Source organism: Helicobacter pylori HUP-B14 (genome assembly GCF_000259235.1).
Taxonomy (GTDB): Bacteria; Campylobacterota; Campylobacteria; order Campylobacterales; family Helicobacteraceae; genus Helicobacter; species Helicobacter pylori_CU.
The window spans coordinates 775,929-789,495 of the sequence record NC_017733.1 but is presented as its reverse complement, the minus strand read 5'-3'; the positions used below and the strand labels follow the sequence as shown (position 1 = coordinate 789,495).

Sequence of the window (13,567 nt, the reverse complement as noted above, 5' to 3'; positions counted from 1 at the left end):
CCTTAACGCGTTGTCTTTTCTTTTTTAATGATTTTTTCTAAGCCTTCAACGCTTTTAAACATGCGTTCCCAACGCACCAGATAGCGTTTTTTGGGGTTATTTTCTGCATCCACTTCCAGGCTGTTTTTTAAACTCAAACTGAAATAAACAAACCATGGCGAACCCACGATGTTTTTATAAGCCACACTCCCCCAAAAGCGCGAGTCGCTAGAATTGTCCCTATTATCGCCGATCATGAAAAATTCATCGTGATTGATTTTCTTATAAAACACCTTTTCGCCCTCCATTTGGATGAGTTGCATGCTGATATTAGCCTCTGCGCCTTGAGTGGCTAACTGCTCCATTAAGTGGAAAGTTTCATTATCTTTTTGGTAATGGATGCCTGGATGCTTATTTTTATAAGGGTTTAAGACAAAAATTTTACCCATAAATTCTTTAGTCATAGCATCTGGGTAATGTTTAGCAATATAATCTTTATCGTTGCCGCTCTCAAAAGGGTGCAAATAAAACCCCTCATTAGTGAATAGCACCTCATCGCCTCCAATGGCAAAATTCCTTTTGACATAGTAAGACTTTTTTTCATGGGGAGGGATAAACACCACCACTTCGCCACGCTTAGGGCGATCCCCCTCTATCAAATGCCCGTTATTTTTAAAATCAGGCATGACGGGAAGCTCAATCCATGGGATTTTAGGAATGGGGATGCCGTAAGAAAATTTTTTGACAAAGAGCATATCGCCCTCATAGAGCGTGCCAACCATAGAACGAGAGGGAATGATAAAGGCTTGTGCGATAAAAAAGATAACCAACAGCACGATAATAATCGTCCCCACCCAACTGGAGCAAAATGCATAAACAGAGCGTAAAAATTTCATTAAAATCCCTTCCTTTGTTGTTTTTCAAAAGCGATTAGAGTGTTTTCTAAAAGCGAGACAATCGTCATAGGCCCCACGCCTTTAGGCACAGGGGTGATAAAACCGGCAACTTTTTGTGCGTTGGTAAAATCCACATCGCCCACGATACGCCCATCATTCAAATGATTGATCCCAATATCCACCACTACAGCCCCTTTTTTTAACATGCTCGCTTTAATCAAATCAGGCTTACCCACGCCCACGCAGACAATATCAGCGTTTTGGGTGTAAAAACTAATGTCTTTAGTCAAAATATGGCACACGCTCACGCTAGCCCCAGCGTTTAACATGAGCATGCTCAAAGGCTTTCCAATGATATTGCTCGCCCCAATAATCGCCACATCCTTGCCCTTGATTTCAATATGATAATGCTTTAAAAGACGCATCACACCCATAGGGGTGGCTGGCAGAAACGATTCTTTTTGAGTGCAGAGCTTGCCGATATTAAGGGGGTGGAAACCATCCACATCTTTACTAGGATCAATGGCTTCTAAAACCATTTTAGAATCAATGTGTCTGGGCAAAGGGAGCTGGACTAAAACGCCTGAAATGTTTTGATCGATATTGTAATCTTTAATCAAGGACAGCAATTCGGCTTCAGTAATATTCTCCTGGAGGGTTTTTAAGTCAAAATCCATGCCCACCCTTTCGCATGCTTTGATCTTCATGTTAACATAAGTGATACTAGCGGGATCTTTCCCCACTAAAATCACGGCTAGTTTGGGGCGTTTATGCGTTTGCGCAGTTATTGTTTGGATTTTATGTTTCAAATCTTTTTCTATACTATAAGCTAGCGCTTGCCCGTCTAATAAAACAACGCCCCTATTTGGCATGTCTATTTGTCCTTTATCAATTAAAATCCCATTATTGTAGCAAAAATCATGCGTTTAAGGGAATTAAAAACTCATTTTGTCAATCTTTAAGATTAGCCCCATGATAGAGCAAGTAAAAACTAAGGGCTTTTAAAAATTCTAATTGCTGGTAAAATTTAGAAGCTTCTATTTTGTCGTTTTGTTTCTTGTCGTTTTGTTTATCCTTTGGCTCTTTAGGGCTTTCGTTCAAATACCTTAACCCCAAACTCGGGTTATAAAAATAATCTTTGGTAGCGATCGCTTCATAACCTAGCGCGTAATTGGGGTGGCTTGGGGGGTTTGTTGTATTGTTAGAAAATAAAGGCTTCCCAAAACTCACAAATTGAAAGCCTTTAGGGGCGACTAATTCAATAATGCTAGGGGCGATGTCTAAATGCGATCCGACCTGACTGATTTTTTTAGGCTTTAAAGTAGGGGCATATAAAATAAGCGGCACGGATTTAATGATATACAAATCGTTTTTAGCGTATTCATAGCTCCTGTCAAAATGATCTCCTGTGATGATAAAAAGCGAGTTAGGGAATTTTTGGCTGGCTTTTTTGATGAAACTGACTATCACTTTGTCATACCAGTAAATATGCCCTAAAGAATTAGCGTCCGGTAGATTTTCTGATTTGGGGGTTTTTTCCACAAATTGTTGGATTTTTTCTAAAGGTACGCCAAAGGCTTTGAGATTCACGTTTTTGATTGCGTGGTTGCTTAAAGTCATGACCATGCTGAAAGTTTTTTCATTAGGGTTGGTGTTTTCTAAAATATAGTCAAATAAAATATTATCATGCACTCCCCAGTTGCTCTCTATGGGCTTAGGGTAGGGCTTGTTTTTAACAAATTCTAAGAGGTGATTGTTAAAATAAAGGGCGTGAAAACCTTGTTTTTTGGTGAAACTAGTGAGTTTGTTCCAAATCCCGCTACCCCCATAATAAAAGTTGTTTTTATAACCCAGAGTTTTTGTGATATTGCCAATCGCCATAGGAAAGCTAGGGAGGATTACCCCTGAATTGACTAAGTTATTATCATTGATATAGGGTAAGCCTGTGATCTGAACATCCAGGCTTTTAACGGTCCGTGGGGCACTTTCAATAAAAGCAGAAAGCATGTGGGCATGCTCTTTTTTAACCAGATCTTGTAAAGCGCTCGTTAGCCCTATGGCGTCAAATTTTGGATCAAAATGCCATGAGCTTAGGGACTCTGAAACGATATAAAAAACATGTTGAATGGTTTGATTGGAATTGTTATGGCTTGTCTGAGAAAGCAACTCATAGAGGTTGTTTGAAGGGTTTTCTTTAAGATTGAAATAATTTTTCGCCACTTCTAAAGGCGTTTCTTTAGCAAAATCGCTGAATTTAAGGTTATGGCTTTGTCTGTAATTGCGCACCAAAAGATAAAGGTTGCGAAACGCACCGGGGGTGATTTTCATTAAAAAAGGATCTTTGGCTGGCTCTATGCTGAGATCTAAAGACGCGCCAACAAAGCTCAATTGCGCGTTAATGTAAAACATTTGCGTGAGCGAAAAAAGCGCAAATAAAATGAAAGTTTTAAGGGGTTTGGTGGTTTGATAAATATTTGTGGGCTTAAAAAGGGCGTTTTGGAGTTTGAAATAGATAAAAGAAATTAAAACGCTAAGGATTACAAAGAGTGAAAAACTAGAAAGAATAGGGTATTCCCCACTCATTTTTAAAATCGTGAGCGTGTCTTCATGCAAAAATTCCAATAAATTTTCATCAAACACATTCCCATAAATGCCATAATAAACAATGTTCGCAATATTTAAAAACAGGATAATAGCGATAGAAAAATACGCCGTAATATTAAGCATTTTTACTTGGTGTTTAGGGGCTAATAACCCTAATAACCCGATGATGATAAAAAGAATCGCTAAGCTTGAGACCACACGATTATCGTATCTGGCTCCATTGAATAGGGTTTTGATGATTTCATCAAAAATAGGGTTTTTTAAGGCATGCTTATAATAGCCTGTATAAAGGATAAAGCCGATACGATTAAACACAAACAACAAGCTCATAAAAAAGGTGAAATAAAAACCTTTTAAAAAGAGCGAAAAAAGGGCATTAGATAGGGATTTCATAAGTGTTACTATAACCTTTTTTTAACAAGAGATAAAGTCTTAAAAAAGACAAAAAGAAGCAAGGGGAAATCCAATAAAGAATCCAAGATTTGAAAATTAGAACGCATTAAAAACGAACTGGATAACGCTACTAAAGCGATCACGCCCAGTAAAGGGCTACTCAAAAACAAACTGCTGCAAAAAAGCGCGCTAAAAATAAGAGAAGCCATGAAATGATGGTAGATTGAAAAAGGCAAGAACCCTAAAATATCTGTCAAAAGCAACAGATTGAAAAACAGCATGACGCTATAAGATTGCAAGGTTTCTAAAGGGGGCTTTTGGAGAAGACGGCAAGAAAAGAGCGCATAAGCAAGGATCAAAAGACAGCTAAAGGGGCTTAAGGGGGCTGTAAAACTGCTTAAAAATTCATTGAGCGATAGAGAGTCTTTCAAAGCGATATTGCTTAAAATCACGCTTATAAAAGAGAGCGAAAACCTCAAACCCAATGGCTTATTTTTGAAAAAAAAGAAAATTAAAAAAAGCCATATAAAACTCAGCGTGTAAGAAGAATATATAAGCATGACTGATTACTTGAGAAGGGAATTTAAATAAGCCATATTAAAACGGATGTGTTTGATATGAGAGCGGTTGTAGGTATAGACAATATCTATAAAATGAGGATTAAGGCTATAGCTTGGGTAACTCACTTCATTGGCTTTGTCTAAAACTTTTAAGGTTTTAAACGAGTTGGAGTTTTCTAATTTAGAAAGCCAGAGTTCTTTACGACGCAAAGATAAATCGCTAGGGTTGTGGATCAAATACAATTCTTCGTTTAAATTGATCAAATTCAAAGCGTCATTCAAGTTTTTCAAATTCGTAAGCGTGGGTTTTTGCCAAGCGGTTGGGGTTTTACAGGTTTCTAGCATGAGGCTATCTTTAAAAGAATGGTTTCTAAACGCCATAATAGCGCAATCTTTAAAGGGGGTTAGGCTTGGTTGGAGCTGGTGGTTTAGGGCATTAGGCCTTAAAAGCTCTCGTGGGTTATTTTGTTGGTCAAATTTCAACAACAAGGGGTATTGGGTGGCTAATTCGTGATAGAGCGGTAGCATAAAACCGCCATCAGTGGTGCTTAAGGGTTTATTCCTTACTAAATGGCTCAAGTTTAAAAAAGGGCTTAAAGAGAGTTTTCGCGCAAACTTAAAACGAATCGGCTCTAAAGCGCTTTCAAGTTGATAGATTTTAGAAGTGGCCCACCCGCCCATGCTCACCCCTACGACAAACAACAAAATTTTATTATCATGCAAAAAAAGCAAGGGGTTACCTAGTTTTTTGATATATTCATGCGAATGATGAGAAAGCTCTTCTTTGGTTAAAATAGTGAAGGTTTCGCTCCAGCGATTAGTTTTGCTGTCAAAAAGATTCGCGCTGATTTTCACATCCCTTGCCCCTTCTTTAGTGCCGCTGAAATAAGCGCTCAAAAGATTGTCGTTAGGCAAGCTGATTAAAGAGCTCGCATGCGCGCTTAAAGCGTCATTTGGTTTAGGGATAGTGAGTTGCGTGAAATAGGGGGGGGTTTGAGTAACAAGGGTTTGATTATGCGTGAAAGCATAGGGGGGGGTTTGGCGCTTCATTATAATTAAAAATGAAACGATAAAAAGCCCCACAAAAAAGGCGGCATGTTTTAGGCGATTTCTTGAAGGTTCCAAGATAGCGTTTCGCCCCCTCTTAAGATAGCGATTTTTTCATTCAAGCAAAGCGTGTGTGTAGGGACTATAAAGGGTTTTTTAGACAAACGCGCTTTTTTACTGGGTAGATTGTCTAGTGCGTAGATTTTTTTAGCGTTATCGCTGATAAAGGCTTGCAAGTTTTCTAAAGCGTTGTGTTTTTCAAAAAGTTCGCACAACGCAGGCAACAAAATAGGGGCAGAAAAGATGCCCGCCGGGATGTTAGCGCTATGCTTTTTAGAGACAAAATGCGGGGCGCTATCAGAGCCAAAAGAGATTTTAGGGTGGGCTTTTAAAGCAAGGGATAAAAGCCTTTCTTGGTCTTTTTTGGTTTTGATTAAAGGCTTGCAAAAACAATGCGGGTTCAAACTCCCCCCTAATAAATCATCTAAAGTCATGCTGATATGGTGTAAAGTCAAAGTCGCATAGAGGTTGTCATGCTTTTCAATCAAAGCGATACTGCGCCAATCGCTCAAATGCTCTATAATGATTTTGAGTTTGGGGAATGAAAGGGCGAAAGTTTCTAAAACGCTATGGCATAAAAATTCTTTATCCAAACAAAACCCGGCTTGTTCTGCATGGAGGCATAAAATAAAGCCTAATTTTTGGGCGTTTTCTAAAACCTCTAAAGTCTTTTCACCCAACAAATCCGAAGTGCCGTTTTGCGCGTTTGTGGTCATGCCTTTGGGGTAGAGTTTTAAAAACCTGATGCCTTTTTCTTTTGCGCATTGCAATTCTTCTAAAGTCAAACCATCATTGAAATACAAACTCATTAAAGGCTTGAAGTTTGAAGAATGGTTTAAAATTTCTTCTTCATATTCAAGGGTGGTTGGAGTGTCAATCAAGGGCTTACTGAGGTTTGGCATGATCACCGCGGCGCTAAAAGGCTCGCTAGAATATCTTAACACCGCTTTTAAAAGCGCGTTTTCTCGCACATGCAAGTGGGCGTCTATAGGGTCAAAAAGCGTGATTTCCATTTTTTAATTGCCTCCTAAGTAATAACGCACTCTGATGCGAATGAGGGTTTTAGTTTTGGGGCGTGGGTAATCCTTATAAGCGATCTGAATGGTCTTTAAAGTGTTGTCATCAAGCATTTTGTATTCAGAGCCAATGATGATTTTAAGATCGGTAATATCGCCGTTAGGGTGCAAGTAAAACTCTACCGCATTCGTCCCGTCTTGCCCTAAATAAGCCGCTACTTGAGGGTATTCTAAATACTTTTGCGTGATGCGCCCAATATCCCTTAAATTATTCCTGATGAAATCTTTTTCGGCTGTGCCTAAATCCCCAAATTCTTCGCCATACAATTCATCAATATCCCTTCTGGTTTGGTTGTCTAAGCCCTTATTATTTTCTTGTCTGGGTGGTGCAACTTCTTTAGGCAAGAAAGAAAGCTGGTTAGGGTCAAATTCTTTTTTGACAGGTTTTTTCTCTTCTATTTTTTTCTGCTCTACTTTTTGTTCTACTTTCTGCTCTACGATTTTTTTCTCTTCTTTTTTCTCCTCTACTACTTTTTTCTCTTCCACTTTTTCCACTTTTTTAAGAGCCTTATGTTTGTGGTTGGGCTTTTTGGGTTCTGGTTTGGGCTTTGGTTTAGGCTCAGGCTTTGGCTTTTCTATAGGTTTTGGTGGGGTTGGCGGAGTGGGGGGTGTGGGTGGTGTTGGGGGTTTTTGAGGGCCAGCTAGCGTGGGTTTAGGAGCGCCCGGGGTGTTTTTATTGGGATCTTGCGAATGGCCTCTTTTTAAAACCAATAAATTTTCAGGATTTAATTTAACAAGCTTGGGTTTTGAAGGAAAAAAATCTTCTCTGTGTTCAAATAAAAAATAAATCAACCAGTGTAACAATACAGACAGAATGAGAGAAAAGAAAAAATTCCTGTTAGAATGATCCACAGGATCAAAATTTTTCCCTAACTTAGCAGGTTGTAGTTTAGAATTTTCCGGCATATAAATTTCCTAATTTTGAATTCTTTATATTATTTTCAGCTTCTTTAATCAGTTCTTCCTTAGATGTTTTTGGGCTTATTTTGTCTAAAAGCAGGCCGTATTTATCGCTTAGTAAGACCAAGTAACGCTCCTTATTGGTTTCTATTGAAATGATTTTATGGTTCGCACCAACACGACCCAAAACACTAACTTCTAACTTAAAATCTTTTGCAGAAAAAGACCCTTGTGTGGGAACAATTTTTTTTTTGATTATATACAATATTAAGAGTAAGGCAGCAATAACCGCTAGCGCCTTGTAAGCATGGCTTAAATCCAGTGGGGGTTTTAACTCTAGAGTGTTTAAAGGGCTTTGGGGTTGCTCTTTTTCATCTTGGCTTGCGAGATTGGCATGCTGAGATTGTTCTTTCAGGCTAGGCGGTGGGGCTAAATGAAAACCTTTGGGCAAAAAAAGAAAGCGGAGCTGCTTTTTATCCTTGCTGTTTGAAGCTTGGATTTCTAATCCCGCTTTAGCTTTTTTAGACAAGAGGTAGATGTCATTTTGGTAGGAAAACATTTCTAATGCATTCAAAGAGGCTTCTTTAAAATCCATGGTTTTTTTAGAATCCAATTGAGCGTTTTTTAAAACGATCACTTTTTGCCCTTCAACTTCCATGATTTTAGGCGTTTTGTTAAAAGGCGTTTCAAAAGTGAGCGTGGTTTGCACGGCCTTTATAGGTGGTGTTGCTAGAGCGTTTGAATCAGGTTGGACTTCTTTTAATGCATTTTGCCAATGCACTAGTTTAATGGGGGCATCATCGCTTAAAGGTATTTTTTCTTCAGCCAGTAACATCAAAGCAGCGCTCAATAACAAGAATAACAATCTCATGAATTTTTAGCGAGATAATACACAATGGCGTTAGAATCTAGGATTTCATTCAAACGAATGGCTAAATTCCTTTCAAAAACCATCACCTCACCCTTACCAATCACCCGCCCGTTCACAAAAGTGTCCACGCTTTCTCCGGCGGGTTTTTGCAAATCAATCACAGAGCCTTTTTCAAAACGCAAAATTTGCAACAAAGGGATTTGCGTAGAGCCAAGTTCCGCACTAAAAACAATCTCCATGTCTAAAAGGTTTTTATAATCGCAAATGAGTTCTTCTAAATAAGTGGAAAGCTCTAGTTCCCTTTCTTTATTCGCTTTCTCTTTTTCTTTTTCGGCTATTTTTAACTTATTAGCTTCTGTTTCTGGCATAAAACTCTACTCTTTCAAGAATGATTTGACTTTGATTATAAAATCTTAATTTTACTATAAATTTTATAACAAATAAAGCCACTACGCTTTAAAGCTAGCCTTAGAAACGCAAAATTCCTTTAAAAAACACGCGTCGCATAAGGGGTTTTTAGCCTTGCATGTGTAGCGGCCAAACAAGATTAAGGCATGGTGGAGTTTGGACAGGTTGTCTTTAAACAGATCGCTGAGTTCTTCTTCGGTCTTAATAGGCGTTTTAGCGTTGCTTAAGCCTAAGCGGTGTGTTGCGCGGAACACATGGGTATCTACCGCTATATAGTTTGCATCAAAGCACACTGAAAGCACCACATTAGCGGTTTTTTGCCCCACGCCATCTAAACTCATCAATTCTTTTTGCGTAGAGGGGATAACGCCCTTAAAATCCCTAACCACTTTTTGCGCCATACTGATTAAATGCTTGCTTTTATTGTTAAAATAAGAAACGGATTTAATGATCTCTTTAACCTCTTCTAAAGAAGCGAGCGCTAAATCGTTCACGCTTGGGTATTTTTCAAATAACTTGGGCGTTATTTGATTCACTCTAGCGTCCGTGCATTGGGCGCTTAAAATGGTCGCCACCAGCAATTCATAGGGGTTTTTATGGTGCAATTCGGTGGTTTGGTTGGGGTAATGTTTTAAAAGCAGCTCTTTGATTTGTTGGGCTTTTGTTTTAGCGTGTTTTAAACCCATTTTCACACGCTTTCTTTGATGACAAGGTATTGCGCTTCATGGGATCTTAAAGCCACTTGAATGCGGTTGATTTTAACCGAAAGCGTGGCTTTTTTCATGGAATAATGCAAAAGAATGCATTGAACCCCTTCATGGATACCAAAAGAGAGGAAGCGTTTTTTAAGGGTTTCATCGCAGTTAGCGATTTCTACGATTTCATAAACTTTGTCTTTAATGGCTTCATTGAGCGTCATTTTAATTTCCTTTTTGATTCAATATTTTTTTTGACTTCATCCACGATGATGTCAATAGGCGTGAAAATACGGCGCAAGATTTTAAAAGGCGCTTGGATAATATCTGATGCTAAAGTCACTTTGGTTTTAGGGTTATCCAGCGTGCCTTTGACATTCACATTAGTGGTTACCTTACCTTCTTTCCCTAAAATGAGATAGCCCACGATAGGGATTTTATTTAAAACATTACTCAAAGCCTTGATAGTGGAAACTTCTAAATTCAAATCTAATTTGTTTTTGTCCAATTCAATGATCCCATTGCCAGCAATGTCAAGCGTTTTGCCAATAAGATCAATTTTTTCTAACCCTAAATATTCTTTAGTGATCCCAAAAACAACGGAGCCGGTTTTGATCTGATAGCCATTAGCCCCTAAATGAGGGTTCTTAAAGACAATGAGGGAGGGAATGGTGTTGATGAGATTGATCATGTTTTGCATGAGGGCGAAATTCTTTAAGCTTGTGTTTTGGAATTTCAATTCGCCATTGAAAACCTGATCTTCAAGAGCCCCAATAAGCGTGAATAAGCCCCCTTCTACGAAATCTTTTTGGAGGATGGTATTGATATAATCCCCGCTAAAATTATGAGCCTTAAGATACAAAGCCCCATGCACTAAATCCGCCATGATCATGGCGTTTTTATAATTGCCATCAATTTTCACCCTATCGTCTTGAGCGACAATATCAAGATTTTCTAAAGGAAAAGGCATTTTTTTATAGATCAGCACGACATCTTTAGCATGGATGCGTGTAGAGATAGGGATAATTTTGTGGGCTTTTTCATAGCGTTGTTTGGCGCTAATGAAAACATCTTCATCTTGGATTTCTTTAGAGCTAGGCTTTTCTTTTCGTTCTTTGGAGAATAATTCCGCAATAGCTGGCATTTTACTATCCAAGAAATCATCAACACTCAAATCAATGTTATTAAGGGTAATATCCTTTTGATCCCCCTTAACTTTTATGGATATGCTTTTGCTTGGAGTATAGACAGAAATTTCATCTTTATTGATAGAACCAAATAAAGAGAGGGAATCAAATTGCCTGCCGTTGCTATGATAAATGGGTAAAGTGATTTTTAAATCCTTAGCAAAAAAATCAATATTGATAAAATCGCTCGTAGAAACTTCTAAAGAGCCATCTTCTAAGGCGAAATACTTCATAATAGGGGAATAGGGCTTGATTTTTTTCAAATCTTTGATCCTAAAAACATAGGCGTTATCTTTAAATTCGCCCTCTAATAAGAGTTGCGGCACGCTCCATTGCATGTGGTTGGGGTTAGAAAAATCAAAATTCAAAGAAAGGTTTTTGAGAGTGTCTCCTGTAGCGTAGAAAACATCTTTAGTGAATTTGTCTTCACTTTGGGCTTTAATGGTGTCTATGATTTTTCTTCTAAACACCTCTGAGTTTTCACCTTCTTGAATAATAGAATGCAAGCTTTTTAAATCTAAAGAAAATTTAGTAGGCTGTGGGTTATCTGGGTCGTTGTTCAAGCCATAAGAACGCATGTTGACACTATTATTAGTGTTGAATCGTATTTTATGGACTAAAGAATCCAAAGAAAGGGTTTTTTTATTCAAATCTAAAGCGATTTTAGCGTCTAAATCCAGCATGTTTTCATAGCGGGTGTGGGTAGTTTCTATGTAGATGTATTGGTATTCTTGGGTAATATCTAGGCTCACGCTAGCGTTTTGCGTATAAAGGGGGATATTATAGAGCGAGAGAGTGCCTTCTTGCAAATTAACGCTGCCTTGAACGCTAAATAAGGGGGCGGTGTTTTTCAAGAATTGTAAGGTGAGTTTCAAATCTGCACTAGATGGCATGCTGATTTTATCCAAAGGTAAAACGACTTTATAAGCACTCAATAAATCCTTAATGCTATCGCCATAATAATTAGGGGTCGTTTTTAAAAAAATCTCCAACTTGGGGGCTTCTAACAAATTGGAAAAAGTGGCGTAAGAGCCGGTTAATTCCATGGTTTCATAAGTGATTTTTTGAGGCTGTATGAGAAGCTGTTTGTTTTTGAAGATCAATTCGGTTTTATCCATTTTAATGGGCGATAAGCCATCATTAAAAACGACTGAAGGTTTCATCAAAGTGGCTTTAACTACAGAATTTTCCAAAAGCGATGGGACAAACTCGCTGGGAGTGAAATTAGCTTTGATTAAAGCGTTATCAATCTTAAAGCTAGCAAATTGGATCTTGTCAAAAATCCATGTTTTTAAATTTTTTTGCGATTGGCGTTGGAAAAGAGGCTTTAAAAACGCTAGGCTTTTCATTACAGAAGTGTTAATTTTTAATTCTATGGTTTTTAAATCGGTTAGCCCTTGCAAATAAATTGCAGCGCTGGGTTCAACTAAGGGCTTGACAATCAAATTGAACGCCATTTTCCTAGCTTTAGGTGAATAGTGGGCGTTGCCATCCACTTGGACTTTAATGTCTTTAAAAAGCAGATTGATGATTTTAAGCTTGATATTTTTATCATCTTCTAGGGAAAATTCCCCTTTGACTCCCGGAAATTCTAACTCGTATTTATTCCCATCAAAAAAGATATTGGCTTTATTTTTATCGTCTAAAATGATTTCTTTGACTTTAAGTTTTTCAAAATAAGACACCGCCCAAATGCCATAACGGATATTTTTAATCAAATCAGAAACTTCTAAATGCTTTTTAGTGGGTTTTTGATGGAAGAAAGAAGAGAGATCAATGCGTTCAATTTCTAAAGAAAGCTTGTTATTAAGTTTTAAGTATAATTCAGAAATGCCAAGCTTTCCAATTTTTAAATTTTGTATGTGAATGCCGTTTGAAAGGGTTTTGTGAATGACGACTAAAAGAGTGAATACTGCCACAAACAAGATAATGACATTAAATACTTTCTTGGATACATGTTTTCTTTTATTCATTAGTATTCTTTTTTATTTAAGTATACCAATTTATCCTAACAAAGTGGTGGTTGTCCCGCAAGGTTCGCTCAAAAAAGTGTTTTTTTCTTTAAAAGATCAGGGCGTGGATATTAACGCTTTGGATTTGCTTTTTTTACGCTTAATGGGCATGCCTAAAAAAGGTTATATTGATATGGGCGATGGGGCTTTAAGGAAGGGGGATTTTTTAGTCCGTTTGATTAAAGCAAAAGCGGCGCAAAAAAGCGCGACTCTAATCCCTGGAGAAACCCGCTATTTTTTCACGCAAATTTTGAGCGAGACTTACCAACTAGAAACAAGCGATCTCAATGAAGCTTATGAAAGCATTGCGCCACGATTAAACGGCTCTGTGATAGAAGATGGGGTGATATTACCAGACACTTATCATTTGCCTTTAGGGGAGGACGCTTTTAAAATCATGCAAACTTTGATCAGTCAATCCATGAAAAAACACGAATCCTTAAGCAAACAATGGCTTGGATACTACCATAAAGAAGAGTGGTTTGAAAAAATCATTCTCGCTTCTATTGTGCAAAAAGAAGCCGCTAATGTTGAAGAAATGCCCTTGATTGCGAGCGTGATTTTTAACCGCTTGAAAAAAGGCATGCCTTTGCAAATGGATGGGGCTTTGAATTATCAGGAATTTTCACACGCTAAAGTAACCAAAGCACGCATTAAGACCGATAACACCCCCTACAATACCTATAAATTTAAGGGCTTGCCTAAAAATCCTGTAGGGAGCGTGAGCCTAGAAGCGATTAGGGCGGTGGTATTCCCTAAAGAAACTAACTTTTTGTATTTTGTGAAAATGCCGGATAAAAAACATGCTTTCAGCGCGACTTATAAGGAGCATTTAAAAAACATTAATCTTTCTAATAATCATTTTTAAAATTAGGGTTA

The 13,567-nt window shown here is 38.0% G+C and carries 13 protein-coding genes; 1 reads left to right on the top strand and 12 read right to left on the bottom strand.

Annotated features, from left to right (window positions below; genetic code table 11):
- Window positions 1-2: 2 nt before the first annotated feature.
- The 12 genes from lepB to HPB14_RS03740 all read right to left on the bottom strand — a co-directional run bounded on the left by lepB (window position 3) and on the right by HPB14_RS03740 (window position 12,649).
- Window positions 3-875, bottom strand: a complete 873-nt coding sequence (lepB, locus tag HPB14_RS03795; protein WP_000670642.1) for a signal peptidase I — start codon at window positions 873-875, stop codon at window positions 3-5.
- On the bottom strand, window positions 875-1,747 hold the full coding sequence (gene folD / locus HPB14_RS03790; protein ID WP_001133664.1) for a bifunctional methylenetetrahydrofolate dehydrogenase/methenyltetrahydrofolate cyclohydrolase FolD: 873 nt from the start codon (window positions 1,745-1,747) through the stop codon (window positions 875-877). Before folD ends, lepB begins: the two co-directional genes overlap by 1 nt.
- Window positions 1,748-1,826: 79 nt before the next feature.
- On the bottom strand, window positions 1,827-3,872 hold the full coding sequence (locus tag HPB14_RS03785) for an LTA synthase family protein (protein WP_000839084.1): 2,046 nt from the start codon (window positions 3,870-3,872) through the stop codon (window positions 1,827-1,829).
- Window positions 3,873-3,880: 8 nt separating this feature from the next.
- Window positions 3,881-4,432, bottom strand: a complete 552-nt coding sequence (locus HPB14_RS03780; RefSeq protein WP_014658474.1) for a 3-deoxy-d-manno-octulosonic acid hydrolase subunit 1 — start codon at window positions 4,430-4,432, stop codon at window positions 3,881-3,883.
- Window positions 4,433-4,438: 6 nt separating this feature from the next.
- On the bottom strand, window positions 4,439-5,557 hold the full coding sequence (locus tag HPB14_RS03775; protein ID WP_000433780.1) for a 3-deoxy-d-manno-octulosonic acid hydrolase subunit 2: 1,119 nt from the start codon (window positions 5,555-5,557) through the stop codon (window positions 4,439-4,441).
- Complete coding sequence (pyrC, locus tag HPB14_RS03770; protein WP_000406728.1) at window positions 5,533-6,552, bottom strand: dihydroorotase; 1,020 nt, start codon at window positions 6,550-6,552, stop codon at window positions 5,533-5,535. Before pyrC ends, HPB14_RS03775 begins: the two co-directional genes overlap by 25 nt.
- A gap of 3 nt (window positions 6,553-6,555) precedes the next feature.
- Entirely contained in the window at window positions 6,556-7,521 is a 966-nt protein-coding gene (locus HPB14_RS03765; RefSeq protein ID WP_001114772.1) for an energy transducer TonB, read from the bottom strand.
- Window positions 7,505-8,386: a hypothetical protein gene (locus HPB14_RS03760; RefSeq protein WP_041199434.1), complete on the bottom strand. Its 882-nt coding sequence runs from the start codon at window positions 8,384-8,386 to the stop codon at window positions 7,505-7,507. Before HPB14_RS03760 ends, HPB14_RS03765 begins: the two co-directional genes overlap by 17 nt.
- Window positions 8,383-8,754 (bottom strand): flagellar motor switch protein FliN, encoded by a 372-nt coding sequence (gene fliN / locus HPB14_RS03755; RefSeq protein ID WP_001115284.1) that lies wholly within the window; start codon window positions 8,752-8,754, stop codon window positions 8,383-8,385. The genes HPB14_RS03760 and fliN overlap by 4 nt, the downstream gene beginning before the upstream one ends.
- Window positions 8,755-8,835: 81 nt before the next feature.
- On the bottom strand, window positions 8,836-9,480 hold the full coding sequence (nth, locus tag HPB14_RS03750; RefSeq protein WP_014658473.1) for an endonuclease III: 645 nt from the start codon (window positions 9,478-9,480) through the stop codon (window positions 8,836-8,838).
- A 2-nt stretch (window positions 9,481-9,482) separates the two neighbouring features.
- Window positions 9,483-9,713: a FeoA family protein gene (locus HPB14_RS03745; RefSeq protein ID WP_000174146.1), complete on the bottom strand. Its 231-nt coding sequence runs from the start codon at window positions 9,711-9,713 to the stop codon at window positions 9,483-9,485.
- Entirely contained in the window at window positions 9,710-12,649 is a 2,940-nt protein-coding gene (locus HPB14_RS03740) for a DUF3971 domain-containing protein (RefSeq protein ID WP_001042331.1), read from the bottom strand. The genes HPB14_RS03745 and HPB14_RS03740 overlap by 4 nt, the downstream gene beginning before the upstream one ends.
- Here HPB14_RS03740 and mltG point away from each other — a divergent pair.
- Window positions 12,567-13,556, top strand: coding sequence for an endolytic transglycosylase MltG (gene mltG, locus HPB14_RS03735; protein WP_000208793.1), 990 nt, complete (start codon window positions 12,567-12,569; stop codon window positions 13,554-13,556). The two genes, HPB14_RS03740 and mltG, sit on opposite strands and share 83 nt — an antisense overlap.
- The last annotated feature ends 11 nt before the right edge of the window (window positions 13,557-13,567 follow it).